Source organism: Mesorhizobium sp. M0496 (assembly GCF_040321205.1).
Taxonomy (GTDB): domain Bacteria; phylum Pseudomonadota; class Alphaproteobacteria; order Rhizobiales; family Rhizobiaceae; genus Mesorhizobium.
Genome location: NZ_JAMYRC010000070.1, coordinates 1 through 17,965 on the forward strand (window position 1 = coordinate 1; position 17,965 = coordinate 17,965).

20 protein-coding genes and 1 tRNA gene are annotated in these 17,965 nt (G+C 62.4%); 9 read left to right on the plus strand and 12 right to left on the minus strand.

What is annotated here, in order from left to right:
- Positions 1-170: 170 nt before the first annotated feature.
- Positions 171-938 (minus strand): SDR family NAD(P)-dependent oxidoreductase, encoded by a 768-nt coding sequence (locus NKI73_RS31975; protein ID WP_352635866.1) that lies wholly within the window; start codon positions 936-938, stop codon positions 171-173.
- A gap of 282 nt (positions 939-1,220) precedes the next feature.
- On the opposite strand from NKI73_RS31975, the gene NKI73_RS31980 reads away from it, so the two are divergent.
- Both NKI73_RS31980 and NKI73_RS31985 read left to right on the plus strand, forming a co-directional pair.
- A complete protein-coding gene (locus NKI73_RS31980) occupies positions 1,221-1,376 on the plus strand; it encodes a hypothetical protein (RefSeq protein WP_023760893.1) in 156 nt (51 codons plus the stop codon).
- A gap of 111 nt (positions 1,377-1,487) precedes the next feature.
- On the plus strand, positions 1,488-2,429 hold the full coding sequence (locus NKI73_RS31985; protein WP_352635867.1) for an LLM class flavin-dependent oxidoreductase: 942 nt from the start codon (positions 1,488-1,490) through the stop codon (positions 2,427-2,429).
- Between the two features lie 159 nt (positions 2,430-2,588).
- On the opposite strand, the gene NKI73_RS31990 is transcribed toward NKI73_RS31985, so the two are convergent.
- Positions 2,589-3,263, minus strand: a complete 675-nt coding sequence (locus NKI73_RS31990) for a cysteine hydrolase family protein (protein ID WP_352635869.1) — start codon at positions 3,261-3,263, stop codon at positions 2,589-2,591.
- 341 nt (positions 3,264-3,604) lie between these two features.
- On the opposite strand from NKI73_RS31990, the gene NKI73_RS31995 reads away from it, so the two are divergent.
- The 4 genes from NKI73_RS31995 to NKI73_RS32010 all read left to right on the plus strand — a co-directional run bounded on the left by NKI73_RS31995 (position 3,605) and on the right by NKI73_RS32010 (position 6,860).
- The gene (locus NKI73_RS31995; protein ID WP_352635870.1) at positions 3,605-4,402 is read left to right on the plus strand and encodes an ATP-binding cassette domain-containing protein; all 798 of its coding nucleotides are present in this window, start codon (positions 3,605-3,607) and stop codon (positions 4,400-4,402) included.
- Between the two features lie 127 nt (positions 4,403-4,529).
- Positions 4,530-5,474, plus strand: coding sequence for a tonB-system energizer ExbB (gene exbB / locus NKI73_RS32000; RefSeq protein ID WP_352635872.1), 945 nt, complete (start codon positions 4,530-4,532; stop codon positions 5,472-5,474).
- Between the two features lie 4 nt (positions 5,475-5,478).
- Positions 5,479-5,925 (plus strand): TonB system transport protein ExbD, encoded by a 447-nt coding sequence (gene exbD, locus NKI73_RS32005; protein ID WP_352635873.1) that lies wholly within the window; start codon positions 5,479-5,481, stop codon positions 5,923-5,925.
- Positions 5,922-6,860 carry a TonB family protein gene (locus NKI73_RS32010; protein ID WP_352635875.1) on the plus strand — a complete coding sequence of 313 codons (939 nt, stop codon included), beginning with the start codon at positions 5,922-5,924 and terminating at the stop codon, positions 6,858-6,860. Before exbD ends, NKI73_RS32010 begins: the two co-directional genes overlap by 4 nt.
- Positions 6,861-6,883: 23 nt before the next feature.
- On the opposite strand, the gene NKI73_RS32015 is transcribed toward NKI73_RS32010, so the two are convergent.
- From NKI73_RS32015 to NKI73_RS32045, 7 genes are all read right to left on the minus strand, one after another.
- On the minus strand, positions 6,884-7,204 hold the full coding sequence (locus tag NKI73_RS32015; protein WP_352635877.1) for a hypothetical protein: 321 nt from the start codon (positions 7,202-7,204) through the stop codon (positions 6,884-6,886).
- A 100-nt stretch (positions 7,205-7,304) separates the two neighbouring features.
- Positions 7,305-7,565, minus strand: coding sequence for a hypothetical protein (locus NKI73_RS32020; RefSeq protein WP_352635878.1), 261 nt, complete (start codon positions 7,563-7,565; stop codon positions 7,305-7,307).
- A 4-nt stretch (positions 7,566-7,569) separates the two neighbouring features.
- On the minus strand, positions 7,570-7,821 hold the full coding sequence (locus NKI73_RS32025) for a hypothetical protein (RefSeq protein WP_352635880.1): 252 nt from the start codon (positions 7,819-7,821) through the stop codon (positions 7,570-7,572).
- Between the two features lie 59 nt (positions 7,822-7,880).
- A complete protein-coding gene (locus tag NKI73_RS32030) occupies positions 7,881-8,843 on the minus strand; it encodes a SagB/ThcOx family dehydrogenase (RefSeq protein WP_352635882.1) in 963 nt (320 codons plus the stop codon).
- Positions 8,844-9,372: 529 nt separating this feature from the next.
- Positions 9,373-10,122 carry a helix-turn-helix domain-containing protein gene (locus tag NKI73_RS32035; RefSeq protein ID WP_352635894.1) on the minus strand — a complete coding sequence of 250 codons (750 nt, stop codon included), beginning with the start codon at positions 10,120-10,122 and terminating at the stop codon, positions 9,373-9,375.
- A gap of 563 nt (positions 10,123-10,685) precedes the next feature.
- A complete protein-coding gene (locus NKI73_RS32040; RefSeq protein ID WP_352635884.1) occupies positions 10,686-12,275 on the minus strand; it encodes a hypothetical protein in 1,590 nt (529 codons plus the stop codon).
- A gap of 323 nt (positions 12,276-12,598) precedes the next feature.
- Positions 12,599-12,674: transfer RNA gene (locus NKI73_RS32045), tRNA-Ala, on the minus strand.
- A gap of 159 nt (positions 12,675-12,833) precedes the next feature.
- Here NKI73_RS32045 and NKI73_RS32050 point away from each other — a divergent pair.
- Positions 12,834-13,124 carry a YggT family protein gene (locus NKI73_RS32050; RefSeq protein WP_352635885.1) on the plus strand — a complete coding sequence of 97 codons (291 nt, stop codon included), beginning with the start codon at positions 12,834-12,836 and terminating at the stop codon, positions 13,122-13,124.
- Positions 13,121-13,429 (plus strand): DUF167 family protein, encoded by a 309-nt coding sequence (locus NKI73_RS32055; protein WP_352635887.1) that lies wholly within the window; start codon positions 13,121-13,123, stop codon positions 13,427-13,429. The genes NKI73_RS32050 and NKI73_RS32055 overlap by 4 nt, the downstream gene beginning before the upstream one ends.
- Before the next feature lie 18 nt (positions 13,430-13,447).
- On the opposite strand, the gene NKI73_RS32060 is transcribed toward NKI73_RS32055, so the two are convergent.
- Genes NKI73_RS32060 through NKI73_RS32070 form a run of 3 tightly spaced genes read right to left on the minus strand, consistent with a single transcriptional unit; the run spans position 13,448 to position 16,196 of the window.
- Positions 13,448-14,329 (minus strand): MurR/RpiR family transcriptional regulator, encoded by an 882-nt coding sequence (locus NKI73_RS32060; protein WP_352635889.1) that lies wholly within the window; start codon positions 14,327-14,329, stop codon positions 13,448-13,450.
- Positions 14,326-15,405, minus strand: coding sequence for an ABC transporter ATP-binding protein (locus tag NKI73_RS32065; protein ID WP_352635890.1), 1,080 nt, complete (start codon positions 15,403-15,405; stop codon positions 14,326-14,328). The genes NKI73_RS32060 and NKI73_RS32065 overlap by 4 nt, the downstream gene beginning before the upstream one ends.
- Positions 15,406-15,407: 2 nt before the next feature.
- Positions 15,408-16,196 carry an SDR family oxidoreductase gene (locus NKI73_RS32070; protein ID WP_352635891.1) on the minus strand — a complete coding sequence of 263 codons (789 nt, stop codon included), beginning with the start codon at positions 16,194-16,196 and terminating at the stop codon, positions 15,408-15,410.
- 175 nt (positions 16,197-16,371) lie between these two features.
- On the opposite strand from NKI73_RS32070, the gene NKI73_RS32075 reads away from it, so the two are divergent.
- Positions 16,372-17,604, plus strand: a complete 1,233-nt coding sequence (locus NKI73_RS32075) for an ABC transporter substrate-binding protein (protein WP_352635892.1) — start codon at positions 16,372-16,374, stop codon at positions 17,602-17,604.
- Positions 17,605-17,965: the final 361 nt, after the last annotated feature.

Here is a 17,965-nt window from a genome sequence, read left to right on the forward strand (position 1 = left end):
AACCATCGCCGGTCCTCCCGGCGAGGGAGAAAACTGTCACCCATCTAATCAGTCCATTCTGTTACCTATCTATCCGGTTCGGACAGGCACCCTTCCTCTCCCCCGTCGATCGGGGGAGAGGAAGGGCGCCAAGCTGTCCCTGGGACGAAGAACCTGGATACTGGAAAGCCTCACATCGCGGTAAAGCCGTTGTCGACGAACAGATGCGTGCCGTTGACGAAGCTCGACTCGTCGCTGGCCAGGTAAAGCGCCGCCCTCGCCACCTCTTCCGGCTCGCCGATGCGGCCCTGCTGCGCGGCAAGTGCGGCGTCGGAGACGTCGATGCCGAGCCTGCCGAGATCGGCGACCTCGCGCAGACCGTGCGGCGTGCGGATGAAGCCGGGGCAGACCGCGTTGCAGCGGATGTTGCGGTCGCGGAATTCGACGGCGATGGCGCGCGCGAACATGTGGCAGGCGCCCTTGGTGGTGTCGTAGAGCACTTCGTTCGGCGTCGCCGCCACCGCCGAGATCGACGAGGTGCAGACGATCGAGCCGCCGCCCGCCGCAATCATGCCGGGCAGCACGGCACGCGTCATCAGGAACATCGAGCGCACATTGACGGCATGCAGCCAGTCCCATTCCTGGACCGTCGTCTCCAGGAAGGGTTTGATAACGATGGTGCCGGCGTGGTTGAACAGCACGGTGACAGGCCCGAGTTTTTCCGTCGCGCCCTTCACGGCCGCTTCGACCTGGGCTTCGTTGGAGACGTCGGCGACAAAATGCTCGGCGACGTGGCCGCGCGCGCGTATCGCTGCTGCAGTGGCCGCAGCCGCCTCGCCGTTACGGTCGATGATCGCCACGTTGGCGCCTTCGGCGGCGAACAGTTCCGAGGCCGCCCCGCCCATGCCTGTCGCGCCACCCGAGATGATGGCGACCTTACCGGCCAGTCTTGTGCCCATTTCCTCGCTCCCTATTTCGCCTTGCTGGTTGGGCGATGCTACCGCGCCCGCACCGGGCGGCCAATCCACGAATTGGGTGCAGCGCGGACAAGGCTATAGGGTACATTCAGGTGCGGAGGCGAAACGGACGTGTCATGTCGATCGGTTGCCCGGACGGGCTCTCTCAGCAACTAGCCACCAATTTCTAGGCGTTCAGGGGAAAATTTTTCTGCCTATAGCCAAAAAATAGCAATCGACAAAGTCTACAAGTTTTATAGATTAACCGGCGAGACGGAGGTCGATATGTCCTATATCCAGAACGCCCAGACGGATCGCAGCGGCCAGAGGCTGGCCAATGCCCAGACCTTTCGCCCGGCCTATGCCGGTGCCTTCGCCTATGTCGTCTTTGCCCTTGCGTTCGTGTTCACCGGGGCCGTTGTTCTGGGTCTTATCCCCTAGGGTCGTCAGATCGACCGGGGTTAGCTGCCCCACCGCTTTCAGGCTATCGGAGTTGAATGAACCGAATCCTCGGTGCGCTTGCGCGCGCCCGACACAATGGAGGAGATGGCAATGCCGATCGAGTTCACGCATGTTCCCGGCAAGACCGAGGACGCCGCAGTTCCCTTTTTCTATGACTTTGCCGAGACCGCGACCAAGCTCGGGCTGATCGAGGATGGCGGCTTCCGCAAGATCGTAATCGACGACTCGGCCGGGCTGCTGACCAACATGGATCTTGCTGCCCAGGTGCTCGACCGCACCTCGTCGCTGGAAGTCGTGCTCACGCATTGGGCGGGCGTGGTTGAACCGACCGTGGCGGCCCGCCAGCTGGCGTCGATCGACAGGAAAAGCGGCGGACGGCTGGCGCTGCGGATGATCAGCGAGCCGCTGAGCGACGCCGATGCCGAAACACGGCCGGTCGGGCATGCCGTCATCTGGCAGCGCATCGACGAATATCTGGTGCTGCTCAAGCGGCTGTGGTCGAATGATCGGCCCTTCGACCATGAAGGCGCGTTCTACAGCATCAAGGGCGGCTACGTGCCGCGCAAGGGTCCGCACGGCGCCGACCTGATCATCCGTATGGGCGGGCAATCCGGAACGGCGCTCAAGGTGGCCGGCCGGCATGCCGACGTCTTCGAACTGGCGCCGGGCTCTATCGAAGAGGTCCGGCAGCTGATGGAGCGTGTGCGGGGCGCCGCCGCCGAACATGGCCGCGCCGGCAAGCTGCGCTTTGCGCTTCCAGTCAGGATTCACCAAGGCGCCTCCGCTACCGGCCACAAGGCGGTCGACCTTTCCGGGCCACCGGCTCAGGCTGCCCTGTCGCTGCTCGCCTATGCCGCTCTCGGGATCGATGAATTCATGATTGTCGGCGTCGACACGCCGCGCGAGATCGCCACGGCAGGCCGGGAAACGATTGCGCTGCTGCGCAATTCGCTGGCGCGTCGCGAAACCGACGCATTCCAGCCTGGGGCGTATGCGTCTCGCGCGGGACTGGAGACGCGCGTGGCGGGGTGAATTGCGCTGAAAACCGTTCCGCAGCGATCCTTCATACCCCCTCTGTCTACCGGCCATCTCCCTCCTTGCGGGGGAGATGGCCGGTAGACAGAGGAAGGTGCTGTCCCGCTGGCGTCCAAAAATCTGCATGCCTGGTGTCCCGGCAATACGGCATCGATTTTAACGCTCTAACGCGCCAAGCCGCGACAGGCCTTTGATAACAGCGCTCGAATCCGCCAGCGTGCCGAAGACGCCGTCCTCGACCGTCACCATGTGCAGCGCGGCTTCGTGGGCCTTCTGGTCGCCGCTGGCGCAGGCATCGGAAATCGTCAGGCATTGAAAATTCCGGTCGCATGCCTCGCGCAGCGTGGTGTGGACGCAGACATCCGTGGTGCATCCGGAAAACATCAGATGCGTGATGCCTTGCGCGCGAAGCACAAGCTCGAAATCCGTATAGGTGAAGGCGCTGTTGCAGGTCTTGTCGACGATAATGTCCTGCGGCGCCACGTCGATCTCGGGGACGATCTGGAACCCCGGGCCCGAGCGCAGCAGGATTTCGGTGCCTTCGAGCCCGGCGCGCTTGCGGCGCCATTTCTCGTAGGGCGTCATGTCGGCCATGTCAGCCCGATAGCCCTGCCGCGTGTGGATGATCCTGACGCCGGCCTTGCGGGCGGCCGCTATCAGCCGGCTTACGGCGGGCAGGATCGCCCTGAGCGGCGACGGGTCATATCCCTGCCTGGCGAAGTAGCCCGTCGTCGACAGAAAATCCTGCTGCAGGTCGATGACGATCAGCGCGGTGTTTTCGGCAACCAGCCTGCCGTCATAGGGGAAGTCGAAGGGCGTTGCCTTGATCATGCGGGCTCTCCTCGGCGATTGCGGGGTCCATCCTGACCGGCGAAGCAGCAGTCGTCCACCGGGGGCAGTTGTCCCAACGCGAAGAGGCAGACGCCGGGCGTCGTGCAGCCGCTGATAGGGACTGCCGGCGCGGACCAGTTCGCTATGCAAACTCGGTTCGACAACGACGCGGTCGTCACCGTCGTCCGGGCTAGGACCTGTTTTGCGGCAGGTCACGACGATTTGTTGATCGTTGCAGTCATCTTTAATGTTGACTAGTAAGATCATGTTTCCTAGTCAACCGGCATCGGCTTGCCGAAAGCCGGAATCTGGAAATGCGGGCCGCCGCACTGGAGAAAGCCATGACCGTGGCTGGAATTGACGCCCAGACTGCCTTCCACATCGACGCAGTGCGCTTTGCAGTCGGCGAGCGGACGCTGCTCGGGCCGGTCTCGCTCGAACTGGAGCGTTCGCGCGTCTACGGGTTGATCGGCCACAATGGGTCGGGCAAGTCGACGCTGATCAAGCTCATGGCGCGCCAGCAGCCGGCAAGCTCGGGCGCCATCACTTTCTCCAGGCGTCCGCTGCCGCAATGGGGGGCGCGAGAACTCGCCCGTGCGCTTGCCTATCTGCCGCAGACGACACCGGCGGCGACCGGCCTCACCGTGCGCGAACTGGCGACGCTCGGGCGCTATCCCTGGCATGGCGCGCTTGGCCGTTTTCGCGCCGAGGACAGGCAGCATGTCGACGAGGCGCTGGCCCTGACCGACATGGAAGGTTTCGCACATCGGCTGGTGGACGAACTGTCCGGCGGCGAACGCCAGCGCGCCTGGCTCGCCATGTTGGTGGCGCAGAATGCCGGCGTCATGCTGCTCGACGAGCCGATCTCGGCACTCGATATCGCCCATCAGGTCGAGGTGCTCGGTCTGGTCAGGGATCTCAGCCGCAAACGCGACCTTTGCGTCGTCGTGGTGCTGCATGATCCCAACATGGCGGCGCGCTACTGCGACGAGCTGATCGCGCTCAAGGATGGCAAGCTGCTGACGCGCGGCACGCCCGGCGAGATCATGCGAAGCGATGTGCTGAAAGGCATTTTCGGCGTGGAGATGGGCGTGTTCGCGCACCCCGTCACCGGCCAGCCCGTCGGTTACGTGCAGTGACGAGATTTGATGCGGCGGTGGGAACCAGAGCATGATCCCGAAAAGTGGATACCGGTTTTCGGAAAAGATCATGCTCCAACACTGAGATAGAAAGCGGCTGGCCGCTGTGAGAACAAGGAAGACGCTAATGTCTAGAACTGGTTTTTTGGCGGCGTTGGTCGCATCCGTCATCCTGACGGTCGGTAGCGCGACCGCCCAGGAGCAACCGGCCGGAGCTGCCCCCACGATCGACGCACCTGCCGCGCCCGCTGCTCCCGCCGCACCGGCAGTCGTCCCGCCGGCCACGATGGCGCCCGCGCAGCCAGCCAACCAGCCGAACACGACCGTGCGGGCCGAGGCCGCGCCTTCGACGGCGATGGAACTGACCCTGCCGCACGATCTGTCGCCATGGGGCATGTTCATGGCGGCCGACATCATCGTCAAGGCGGTGATGGTCGGGCTGGCCTTTGCCTCCCTCGTCACCTGGACGATATGGCTGGCCAAATCGCTGGAGATCCTTGGCGGCAAGCTGCGCATCCGCCGCGCCGTCCGGGCGATCGGCGATGCCTCCACGCTGAAGCAGGCAAGCCGCGCCCTCGACCGCAGCGGCGGCCCCGGCGCGCTTCTGGTGCGGGCGGCCGAGGAGGAGACCGCGCTTTCGGCCGGTGCGCTCGATCACGTCTCGGGCGACGGGCTGAAGGAACGCGTCACGTCGCGCTTGTCGCGCATCGAGGCGGCGGCGTCGCGGCGCATGTCGCGCGGCACCGGCGTGCTGGCGACGATAGGCTCGACGGCACCCTTCGTCGGCCTGTTCGGCACCGTCTGGGGCATCATGAACGCGTTCATCGGTATCTCGCAGGCGCAGACCACCAATCTCGCCGTGGTCGCGCCCGGCATCGCCGAAGCGCTGCTGGCCACGGCGATGGGCCTTGTCGCGGCGATACCGGCCGTCGTCGTCTACAACGTCTTTGCCCGCTCGATAGCCGGCTACCGGCAGATCCTCGCCGATGCCTCGGCGGGCGTCGAACGGCTGGTCAGCCGCGATCTCGACTTCCGCACGGTCGCGCCGGCAACGGCGCTGGCGGCGGAGTAGCGCGATGGGAAGCAGAATCCGACAGACGATGGATGACGATCTCGAGGAAAGCCATGAGATCAACGTCACCCCGTTCATCGATGTCATCCTGGTGCTTTTGATCATCTTCATGGTCGCGGCACCGCTGGCGACGGTGGATGTCAATGTCGATCTGCCGGGCTCGACCGCAACACCCGCGCCGCGGCCCGAAACGCCACTGTTCCTGACGCTGAAGGACGATCTGACGCTGGCGATCGGCAACGATAGCGTGCCGCGCCCGGCTTTCGCCGCGACGCTGGACAGCAGGACAAAAGGCGACAAGCAGACGCGCATCTTCCTGCGCGCCGACAAGGCGGTGGCCTATGGCGACCTGATGGAGGCGATGAACCTTTTGCGCGGCGCCGGCTATCTGAAGATCGCGCTGGTTGGCCTGGAGGCGGCGCCGGTCGCCACTGGTGCGGCGGCGCCATGATGCAAGCGGTCGCCTTGCCCCCGGTCCAGTTGTCGCGCTTCGGCCGGCGCGACCTTGGCTTGTGGGCCGGTGCGGCCGCGCTGGTCCTTGGAGCCCATGTCGCGGTCGCCTATGCGGTGCAGAACTTCACGATGGCCAACGAAGCAGACGGCGGTCCGCCACCGGCCCAGGTGATCGAGATGGCGCCGATGGTGGTGATGCCGGCTGTGACGGAGCAGGTTGCAGCGCTGGACGCGGTGACGCCAGATCAGACCGAGCCGACACCGACGACCGAGCCGACGCCCGAAGAGTTGGAGAAGGCGGAGCCGGTTGTCGAACAGCCGCAAGCCGTCCCGCCCGACGAAGCCGAGCCCACCCAGGCCGAGATGGCTGAACAGGTCGACCAGCCGCCGGAGGAGGTCGTCCCGGATATTGTCGAGGCTGTCACGCCCGAGGTCGTCATTCCCTTGCCGCAGCCGAAACCGGTCGAGGTGGTCAAGGACAAGAAACCGGTCGAGGCCAAGGCGAAAAAGCCTGTCGACAAGCCCAAGCCGCGGCCGAAGAAGGAGAAGGCGGCGCCGCCGAAGACGGCAACCGTCGCCAGCGCCGATGCAAAGCCAGCGGCCAGGACCGCAGCGCCGAAGTCGGCGCAATCGACGTCGCGATCCGGCGACTCCAGCAAATGGGACTCCCGTCTGGGCGCCTGGATCAGGCGGCACACGCGCTATCCCAGTTCGGCCAAGGCCCGAGGCGTGGAAGGCAAGCCGTATGTCGCCTTCACGGTCGACTCGTCCGGCCGGGTCTTGTCCGCCAGGCTCTCTCGTTCCTCCGGGGATGCGGATTTGGACCGCGCGGCACTGGCCGTGCTGCAAGGCGCCACGGTTCCGGCACCACCGCCGGAACTCGGCTCGCGCCAGAGCCGAACAGCGCCATTCGTGTTCAGCCTGCGCAACTAGAGACTAGGGCAAACCCGAATCCATCAATAACTCAGCGATAGGCAAAGAGCCTCGACCTGCTCCAGATAGAAGCGGCATTTCGTGCGCAGGATCCTGAGGTTCGGGTCGTCGTCGCCGTTGATCTCGATGGTTTGCATCATGAAGTCGAAATGGGCGTGGAAGACGTCCACGGCGCCCCAGAGACTGTCGGCCTGGCAGCTGTCGGCAATTGCCGCCGAGACGAGTTGGCGGGCCTCGACCCGCGCGGCGACGGGCGATGGCGGTCGCCTGGCGATCAGGGCGTCAAGCCGGCTGAAAATGCTCTCCCTGGCATCGACGCTTCTGATGTTGGCAATCATGTTCATGGGCAGGTCCCCTGGAGCCGTTCGTGGAAAAGTTGGCGGCTTTCCCAGGAAAGGCGTGAAAACAAATGATTTGGAGCGGGTTCAGCGGTACTGAACCACCTTAGGCTCGAGCGACCGAATGCCGGTTCTGCGGGCTGCACGCGATCAGGGCCGGGAGGGCGGCCGCATCGGAGGGATGGCCCCTGATGATGTTGGCGACCTCGGCATCGGCCTGTTCGAACCAGTAGACCATGTCGGCGCAGTTCAGTTCCGCGGCGGCTTTTCTCAGCAGCGGCAGCAGGTTTTGCAACGCGCACAGTGTCTCCCAGCGGTTTGGCCGGGACATCGAGCCTGCCACCGCGCATGCGGCTGACGACTGCATGCCGCTACGCTCTCCGGGGCTGGGCGCGATTGTCTTTTGCCTGCGCCTTGGGGTGCAGCGGGTTGCCGCTGAGCTGCGCATGCCTGGCCGGCCGGGCGCCGCGAAGAACGTCGAAGGCCTCTGCATAGGCCATGCCCAGCAAATAGGAGATCATGGGAAAACGGCTTGCTTCGGCCATCTGCACGAGCTCATTGGTCATCGACGAAATGTATTGAAGACTATCGATTTCCGACTGACGTAAAGACTGATTTGGCACGTGCTGCTCCTGTCATCTGATGGAACCTAGAGAACGCGTTACTGACCATACTGAGCCGACTAATTGATCGATTGGCCCGCCGAAGACGGGTTCGTTTCCGGGGTCGAGAGGGTCAAGGCATAGATGGGCGCGTCGGTAAGACGATCGAGGCCCAGCAGACGCTTGATCGCCAAATGACTGAGCGCGGCCGTCGGGCATGCCGACAGGCCATGATTGGTCGCCGCCAGCATGATGTTCTGGCCGATATGACCGGCCTCGATCAGCACGACACGATAGGCGTTGGCGTCCTCGTATTTCCACATCGTGCGGTCGAGCTTCGCGCAAAGCAGGACAAGGCACGGCATGGCGTCCGCCCACTCCTGCCCGCCGACCAGTTCCGAGATCTTCGGCAGATGATTTGCGGAAATCCTGCCAAGGTCGTGATCGGCGGCGGAATAGTGATAGACGCCGGGCTCGAGGCCATCGACGCCGAGCGCGACCACATAGGCCTCATAGGGATTTCTCGCGCCGCCCGAAGGGGTCATGCCAAGCGGCAGGGCGCCAACGCAGTTGGCGGTCTCGCCGGTGATGCCGAGCCCCGCGAACAGGCAGTCGGAAAGCTGTTTGGCCGTAATGGTGGGCTGAGCCGCCGTGCGGTTGGTCCGGCGGCGCGCCATCAGAGCGAGAAGTTCATTGTCTTCCAGTGCGTTCGGCAGCTGAATGGCGCCGGCGGAATTCTTGAGCAGGAGGTCCGGCTGCGGCGTGTGGCCGGCGCGTTCGATCTGCCGCTCTTCCGCTTGCTCGACGGTCATGTACTGGCTGTCCTGGACGCAGAAATGCATCAGCGCGGTCGGAAGGCCCCAGTTCCATTGTCCGGAAAACTGTTCCTCCTGTTCGGCGAGCGGCGATCCGGCGGTCACCAGGGCGGAAAAATCGAGCAACTGGGGAACGACAGCCTTCAGCTCGGACTTTGACCACCCATGGGCGCGGGCGATATCCGCCGTCGACGCCCATTTGTCCCACGATGCGAGAAGACCGACCATCTCCGGGCTGCATTCAAACACGCTTCTGGTCAGGAAGTTGCATGCCGTGACCTTGTTTTGCCCGGGGTAGAAAACAAGCGTTTTTGAAGAGCGCATTTTCATGATGCTGAATGCCACCTGCGGAGCCGAGGCGCCGACAAGCGGACCGCTCGCCGGCGCAGAACGACTTCAGCGCTTGTTGTAGTGCATGCCCTGCGAAAAGAAGACGGTCTGCGTACCGGGGGCAATCGTCAGCTTCGGAGCGGTGTTCACTTTCTTGGCCATTTTCGTCCCTTTCTTGACCCCATTGGGATCCGTTGAAAGACCCCCCAAAATCAGGATCCGCGGCAAGAAAGTAAGGTCGAAAGAGTTAATGGTTTGTTAAAATCGCAGTAAAGCCGCGCGCTAAAGGCGAGAGATCGAATTATCTTTCCTGGCACTAAAGTGTAAAATATCGATTTTATTCAGATACAGAGTAGACAATCGTTGGCATACGCTTTTTCGGTGTATGCTTATTCTCATTTAGCGTAAGCCACGGCGATCGAAGGGATCAGCCCAGCCCGTCCCGGGTAAGATTGACAACCAGTTGGTCGACGCTCGGATCGTCGAGCCTGATGACATGTGCCATGCTGATGGCATCCCTTGGGCGGATGTTGGCAATGTCGCGCCGCATGATGACTGACACGAATGCCGGCCCGGCCTCCGTCAGAAGCATGGCCTTGCCTGTCAGTACCGGTTCGGAGATGGGAGCCCATTGCACGGAGATCAGCGACGGCTCGCCGGTCTGGCGGCGATTGATGCCGCTGAAATAGATCCAGTTCAGGCGCGAGATCGCCACCCCATAGTGGTTGCCGCGCGCCCGCGCCCATGTCGATCCCCGCCGTTCCGACCATCCGGTGACCCTTCTGAAGGTGACCAGCTCAGCTTCGCGCCGCACGAAGGTTACCGAGCGCATCAAGAGGTCGGGCCGGGCCGGGATCGAAAAATAGGTGAAATAGGTGCCCCCCGCGATCGATGGGCTGGGCGGGCGAATCATCTGGTTGAACAAGCTCTCGGACACTGGCGGCAGTCCGCGCACCCTGGGTTCGGGGACAGCGGGATCCCGGTACAGTTCGGCCTCGTCGATCCGGAAGTAGTCGCATATCAACTTGGCGGTGGCCTTGTTGGGAACCGTCTGTCCCTGCAGATAGCGTTCGAACTGCGTGCGGTTAATGCCCAACTCACGGCACACCGCGCTTACGGAGGCATGGTCCTTGCAGAGCGATCTAAGGTTTGCAGCGAGATTCTCGCGAATTGACACGTTCTTGCTTCCGCAGGCGGCTTCTTCATTTCGATTCGAAATCCCTATAACGTCTCCGGTCGCCCCCGCCGAAACGCCCTTGTCGCAACGCACAGAAAAAACTGATTTGGTAACGTCAATCTAGTGGGGCAGCTTCCAAAAAGAACGGAAACTGTCCGTTAGCAGCTTCCGTCATAAGTCCAATTGACAGCAGTTTGTCAGATATCGCGAGACGGGGGCGCGGCAGCGCGCGTGGCCTCCGCAGGCGCGTTGGCACGACAAAATATCGCTGGCAGGCGAGCCAGACGAGCGTCGTGCTGCCAGAGCCTTTTGAGTTTTCGCGTTAGGGGGCATATCCAGAATTTCAGCGCGGATCGGATGGCTCTTTAGAAGAGGACAGATCATACCTATGATTGACGGCAACGCCCGGTATGTATGATTTGCCGGTTTCGAGCGATGGGATCCGTGGGTGGCCTTGCCTCCCGACACACGAAGCGACATTAGCCGTGCCGTATCTTCGAGTCCCCGTGGGTTCGGCTCCTTTGGACAACTCCCGTTTCATAGCCGGTGCTCATAAACGATCATCACTCGGCAATTCTTCGCTCGCTTACCCTGTCCGTGTCGGCCGGCTTCCTGATACGGTAGAATTCAAACCGGTCGCCCGTGGCGATCAGATCGAGATGACCGCCCCTCGACGAGGTGCCCTCAGGCTCGATTAACAGCAAATAGTCGAAGTCGCGGGTCCAATGCGCTGCATAGGCGGCCATGACGGGCGGGGATGCACCAGCGGCGTAAGCGTCGAGTTCCGACATCGGAATGGGTTCGCCTTGCGGTACGGTCAGGCTGGCTATTTCAGGTCGGGGCCGCAGCGGCTGTTTCCCTGGGTAAGTGAACAGCGTCGGCACCAATGCATCGCGCGTGACCACGGCCAATGTGGCGGCGTTATACATCGGATAAAGGAGCAAATCTGATGGCGGGTTTTCTGGATAGCCATCTAGACCGGTGAGGATTCGCGAACCCGGTGCGATGCCGTCGAACGCTGTCATCAGCGCGCCGTATTCGCTGCGGTACGACAACTGAGCCCAGATCGTGACGCCGCTGTTTGCAAGCGCGACGCCAACTAACAGTGCGACGAAAATCGATCTGCGCAGGCCTTCCAGACGCTCGATCGTGGTGAAGGCTGGCAGGATCAGAACCAGCGCCAAAAGGACGCGCCCGTCGACAAAAGCCGTGTCTGCAAGGCGAAACGGCATGAGGATGAACAGGCACAGGAGTCCAAGGCCTATCCAGCATCCGGCGCGGGAGACGCGGAGCATCTTGCGCTTCACTGCAAGGTAAATGAGGACAATAATTGCCGCTGTCACGAGCGAGGAAGTGTATTTGCTGAAGCCATTAACTTGAAACAGCCCGAGCAATTTTGCCGACAGGTACCATTCGGTTCCATTGCCACCCACCTTGCCGCCAAAGGCGAGTGCCAGTGCGCCAACCATGATAGTCGGAGCCGCCGTTCCGGCAACCAGCAAAACCGCGTCTTTCCAGTTCTTGATATGGTCGCGCCAGCGCGAAAGTTCGTAGAGACCTACCACTAGGCCGTACAGGCCAAGCGCAAACAGGTGAGAGATATACAGAACCATGACGAAGACGGTGTGGGTGGCAAGGCGTAGCGGCAAAGGCCTGTCTGCGAGCCAAATCCAAACGGCAATGGCCCACAGAGCTATCCCGAACGCGAATTCGAAATTCACGAATCCGAAAGCGAAAGGCGCGGCGTACAGGAAAAGCGATGCAACGAAGCCGCTGAATATCACACGCCGCTGCACGGCCAACCCAATGGCCATTGCTCCACTAACGACCAGCATTTGCGCGGTCAGGTAGAAGAGCTTTGACGCCAATTCGATCCCGATAAAGCGTCCAACGAACGGGACAACAAGGTCCATGGCCAAGTTGGGATAGGGTGCCCAGGCTACTTCGTAGTACGGATGAGCCTCGGGCGTACCGGCGCGCATCAGGATCGACATTCTTGCGAGATGATTTGGATAGTCTGCCATGGCCGGTATGTCGACGATCAGAGTCGGCAAGAAGGTGGCCACCAGGAGGACCACCAGTAAAAGGCCTTCGCGGCTAATAGAATGGCGCTCGGAATAGCTAACCTTGGCAGAGGATATTGTTTCGAACATGCCGCAACGTAGGCAATAATCGTAAATTTGATCTTATGCCTGTCGGCCCCCGTCAGGGGTTTGAGGGTTGTTCAGCTAAAATCGTCTCTCGACATCAGGGGCGGTAGGCTTTCGATTAGTCCGATCCCGTACGAGGCACCGGCGCGCGCGTTTACTGCTCCGAGTATGCGCTTCCCTTTCCAAGGCAAGCCCATTCCTTCATGGGGAAAAGGCGCAAAAACGTTTCAGCGCCAGCCAGTCCGCTGATGCCACCGCTACCAAGCGGGGACAGAAACACTCGTTTTGAAAATAGCTTAGGATTTTATGTCCTTAGGCTGATCCGCTGGTGGAGCTGAGGAGGATCGAACTCCTGACCTCGTCATTGCGAACGACGCGCTCTCCCAGCTGAGCTACAGCCCCGTCCAGCGGATGGGGGCATTTATCGGGCGCCGCGGTTTCCTGTCAAGGCGGGGTTATGCCGAAATCCGCGACCGCCGACATCGGGCCGCATGCGGCGGAAGGCGGCACTTGCCGGTTTCGCCTGCAATGGCTACATGTCGGCAACAATTGGAGACCGGCATGCTCGCCCTCATTCAAACAATCGTCATGGCGCTTGACCTCTACTGGTGGATCATCATCGCTTCGGCGATCTTCTCCTGGCTCTACGCCTTCAACGTGGTCAACTCGCGCAATCAGTTCGTCGGTTCCATAGGTAACATGCTTTACCGCCTGACCGAGCCGGCGTTGCGGCCGATCCGCCGTTTCATGCCGGACCTTGGCGGCATCGACATCTCGCCGATCATCCTGCTTCTGATCCTGTTCTTCCTGCGGCAGTTCATACTCACCACGGTAGCGCCTCTGATCCTGTGAGCCCGTTCCGCCTGCGCGATGGTGGCGTCGACCTGTTTGTCCGGCTGACGCCAAAGGCTGCGCTGGACAGGCTCGAAGGCGTCGCGACGTCAGCGGACGGGCGAAGCCATTTCAAGGCCCGGGTCCGCGCCGTGCCGGAGAACGGCGCCGCCAACCATGCGCTCGAAAAGCTGATCGCCAAGGCGCTGGGCGTCCCGGCATCGACTGTATCGATTGTCGCTGGTGGTACCGCCCGGCTGAAGACCGTGCGCATTTCAGGCGATCCGACGATTTTGGCGAAAAGCATCGAGGGGCTCGGCTCCTGATGCCCTTCGCTGGAAGGTTCAATCTCCCAGCGGCAAACGGGGATCGTCGACTTTCAACGTGTTCACGCTCTGCTTGATGCGGCGCAGATTTTCGAGAACGCGTGGTCCGCGCGTTTCGGCGACCGACGTGACAATCATGTCGACGATCGATAGCAGCGCATAGCGCGACGATGTCGGCTTATAGATGTTGCCGTCCTCGAGCGACTGGAAATGGATGACCGTGTCGGCGACCTTGGCGAGTGCGGAGTCCGGCGGGGTGATGGCGATGGTGGTGGCGCCATATTGCTGGGCGACCTGCACCGCATCGATCACCGATCGCGCATAGCCCGAGACAGAGAAGGCGATCAGCGTGGTATCGGGCGTGGCCACGGCGGCGTACATGCGCTGCAGCTGTCCGTCGATCTGCGCCAGCACCGACACGCCCAGCCTGAACAGCCGGTTTTGCATCTCGGTCGCCATCATCGACGAAATGCCGCCGGAACCGATGCACAGCACATTGCCGGAAACGGCGATGCGTGCGGCGACGGCGACCAGCGTCGTCATGTCGAGGTTTTCGCTGGCGCGCTGGATGGCTGATATCGCCGCTTCGGTGATGGCGGACGCGATGCGCTGTTCGCGGGCATCGCGGCTTAACGGCTCCGGCGACAGATACTGGCCGCCGATAGCGATGGCCTGCGCCAGATAGAATTTGAAGTCGCGCAGGCCCTCGCAACCGAGGTTGCGGCAGAACCGCGTCACCGTCGGCTCGCTGACGCCGACGCGCGCGGCAATCTCCGAAATCGCCGCCTTGGAGACGAAGTCGAGGTCGGCCAGCACGAACCCAGCCAGCTTGCGATCCGACTTCGTTCCGTCCTGCAATATCAGCTGCAGGCGCGTGATGATGTCGGCTGGCGTCCTCATGCCTGCGTTTTCATAGGCAGGCCCGTCGCCGTGTCGAACAGATGGATGTTGCCGGGGTCGACCGAGACCGGCAGCAGGTCGCCCGGCCTGACCTTTACCCGGTCACGGAACACAGCGCGCACCGTGTCAGTGCCGATGGCGCCATAGACATGGGTTTCGGAGCCGGTCGGCTCGACGACATCCACCTTGATCGCCATCGCGTCGACGGCCTCGCCGATGATGAAGTGTTCGGGCCGGATGCCGGCTTCCACGGGGCTGCCGGCCGGCACCGCCTTGCCGGCAAGCGCAAGCCGCCCGCCGCCGGTCGATTCGAACCAGGTTTTCTCAGCCGTCGTCTTGAGAGATCCGGAGACAAAGCTCATCGACGGAGAGCCAAGGAAGGAGGCGACGAACTTGTTGGCCGGACTGTCGTAGAGTTCCAACGGCGGTCCCACCTGCTGGATCCTGCCTCGGTCCATCACGACGATGCGGTCGGCCATCGTCATGGCTTCGATCTGGTCGTGGGTGACATAGACGATCGTCGATTTCAGCCGCTGGTGCAGCGCCTTGATCTCGACGCGCATCTGCACGCGCAGTTGCGCGTCAAGGTTGGACAGGGGCTCGTCGAACAGGAACACCGACGGTTCGCGCACGATGGCACGGCCCATCGCGACGCGCTGGCGCTGGCCGCCCGAGAGCTGGCGGGGATAGCGGTCGAGATACGAGAAGAGATTGAGGACGCCGGACGCCTTCCTGACCTTCTGGTCGACCGCTTCGCGCGCCTCACCGCGGATTTTGGGGCCAAAGCCAATGTTTTCCGATGCCTTCAGATGCGGGAACAGCGCATAGGACTGGAACACCATGGCGATGTTGCGCTGCTGCGGCGGCAGCGCGTTGGCGCGCACGCCACCGATCAACAGGTCGCCGGAGGTGATCGTCTCCAGTCCGGCCAGCATGCGCAGCAAGGTCGACTTGCCGCAGCCGGACGGGCCGACCAGCACGACGAACTCGCCGCTCTTGATATCGAGGCTGATGTTTTCGAGGATCTTGTGCTGCCCGAAGGATTTCGACAGGTCGCGAAATTCGACGTCGGTCATGGTCACGCTCCCAGAATGTCGTCGATGAATGGCAGGCAACCGGCGGTCAGCCCCGCATCCACGGGCATCACCACGCCTGTTATTCCAGATGCGCGATCGGACGCAAGGAAAGCGACGGCTTCGGCCACTTCCGAAGCGTTGACGATGCGGCCGAGCGGATAGAGCCGCTGCAGCTTGCCGAGGATTTCGGGATCCTTGGCAAGGCGGTGGTCCCAGGCGGCGGTGCGGATCGATCCGGGGCAGACGACATTGGCGCGCAGCCCGCTGCGGCCGAGTTCGACCGCGATCGCCTTGGCATAGGCATTGATGCCGGCCTTGGCCGCGGCATAGGCTGGATTGCCGAAATGCGCGATGGCGTTGACCGACGAGATGAAGACGATGCTGCCCGAGCCGCGGCCGGCCATCGCCTTGACCAGCGGGTCGGCGAAATTCATCACGCCGGTCAGGTTGAGGTCGAGTTCCTGCTCTATCTTGTTGGGATTGAGCGCCGAAATCGTCTCGGCGCGCGTCCAGCCGGCATTGTTGACGAGAATGTCCGGCACGCCGTCCCCGTCGAGGATGGCGCCGAGTGCCGCTTCTATCGAAGCCCGGTCGAGAAGGTCGAAGACATGGCGGGAGGCAAGATGCGGGCTGTTCAATGCCTCGCTCGACTGGTCGCAGCCTATGATCCTGGCGCCTCTTTGCGCCATCAGCGCCACGATGGCCGTGCCGAGGCCGCCGCCGGCACCCGTCACCACGACAGTCTTGCCTTCGAACTCGGCCCTGCCTTCGAACTCGGCTTGCGAAACCACCGCGTCATCCTCCGGGAAACTCTGACGGATCGCGTCAGGCCTAGCCCAAATGTAATTAAGCAACAGAATAATCTGCTTGCAAGCCTTCAAATGATCGATAATGTAGGAAAGTCACATAATCTACCCCCTGCGGCGAAGAGGCGCGCAGAGGCAAAATCAAAATGGGAGACATCAAATGAGCCTTGCAAAATGGACTGTCGGCCTGATGGCCGGAATGAGCATGTTGGCATTTGCGGCGCAGGCGAATGCGGGTGAGGTGCGCGTCACCGTCGCCGAGTACAGCGCCAAGACTGGGCTTTATTTCGAGAGCGTCAAGAAGGAATTCGAGGCTGCCAACCCCGGCATCACAGTCAAGTTCGAGGTGGTGCCGTGGGATGTGCTGTTGCAGAAGCTGACCACCGACATCACCGCCGGCACCAATGCCGACCTGTCGATCATCGGCACGCGCTGGCTGATCGACTTCGTCCAGCAGGATGTCGCCGAGCCGCTCGACAGCTACATCAAGCCCGGCTTCAAGGACCGATTCATCGACACGTTCCTGTCGCCCTCGATCATGGACAGCAAGACCTACGGCCTGCCGATCGCCGCCTCGGCGCGCGCCATGTACTACAACAAGGAGCTGTTCGAGAAAGCCGGCATCGCCAATCCGCCCGCCAACTGGACCGAGCTGCAGGAAGATGCGCGCAAGATCAAGGCGCTGGGGTCCGGCACCTTCGGTTTCGGACTGCAGGGCAAGGAGATCGAGACCGACGTCTACTACTATTACGCGATGTGGTCCTACGGCACCGAAATCCTCAACAAGGACGGCACCTCCGGCCTGAGCACGCCAGGCGCGCTTGAAGCCGCCAAGCTCTACAAGTCGATGATCGACGAAGGCCTGACGGAGCCGGGCGTCACCTCCAACAACCGGGAGGATGTGCAGAACCTGTTCAAGCAGGGCAAGGTCGGCATGATGATCACCGCCCCCTTCCTGTCCAACCAGATCAAGGACGAGGCGCCGAACCTGAAATACGGCGTGGCGGCCATTCCGGCCGGGCCGACCGGCGCGCGCGGCACCTATGGCGTGACCGATTCCATCATCATGTTCAAGAACTCCAAGAACAAGGACGAGGCCTGGAAGCTGCTCGACTTCCTGTTCACCACGGAACAGCGCGCCAAGTTCACGCAAGGCGAAGGCTTCCTGCCGGTGAACAAGGAAGAGGCGAAAATGGACTATTACGTCAACAATGCCGATCTGGCGGCGTTCACGGCGCTGCTGCCCGACGCCCGCTTCGCGCCGGTCATTCCAGGCTGGGAGGAGGTCGCCCAAATCACCTCGGACGCCATGCAGAAGATCTATCTCGGCGGCGACCCCGAGGCAGGCTTGAAGGACGCAGCCGCCAAGGCCAACGCGGTGCTGAAGAAATAGGGCGTATCTCCCTGCGCCCGTGGCGCGCTCCGCTCAGGCGGGCGCGCCACATCTTGCAGACTTGAGCAGAAGGATAGTTCGTCGATGTCAGCGCCACCCCAGCCAGGTTCCTTTCCTCTCCCTCCGGAGGGGGGGAGAGGTGGCTCGGCGAAGCCGAGACGGAGTGGGGGAACCACCTGGCAACCGCCGCGTACGGACATAGGAAGGGCACACTAGGCGCAAGCATAAGCCTCGCTTGCGCCCAAGGGTCGACCCCCCCCCCCCCCCCCGCCGGGGCCCCCCCCAACCCCCCCCCCCCCGGGGGGGGGCGGGCTCCCCCCCCCCCCCCCGCCGCCCGCGGGGCCGGGCGGGGGGGGGGGGG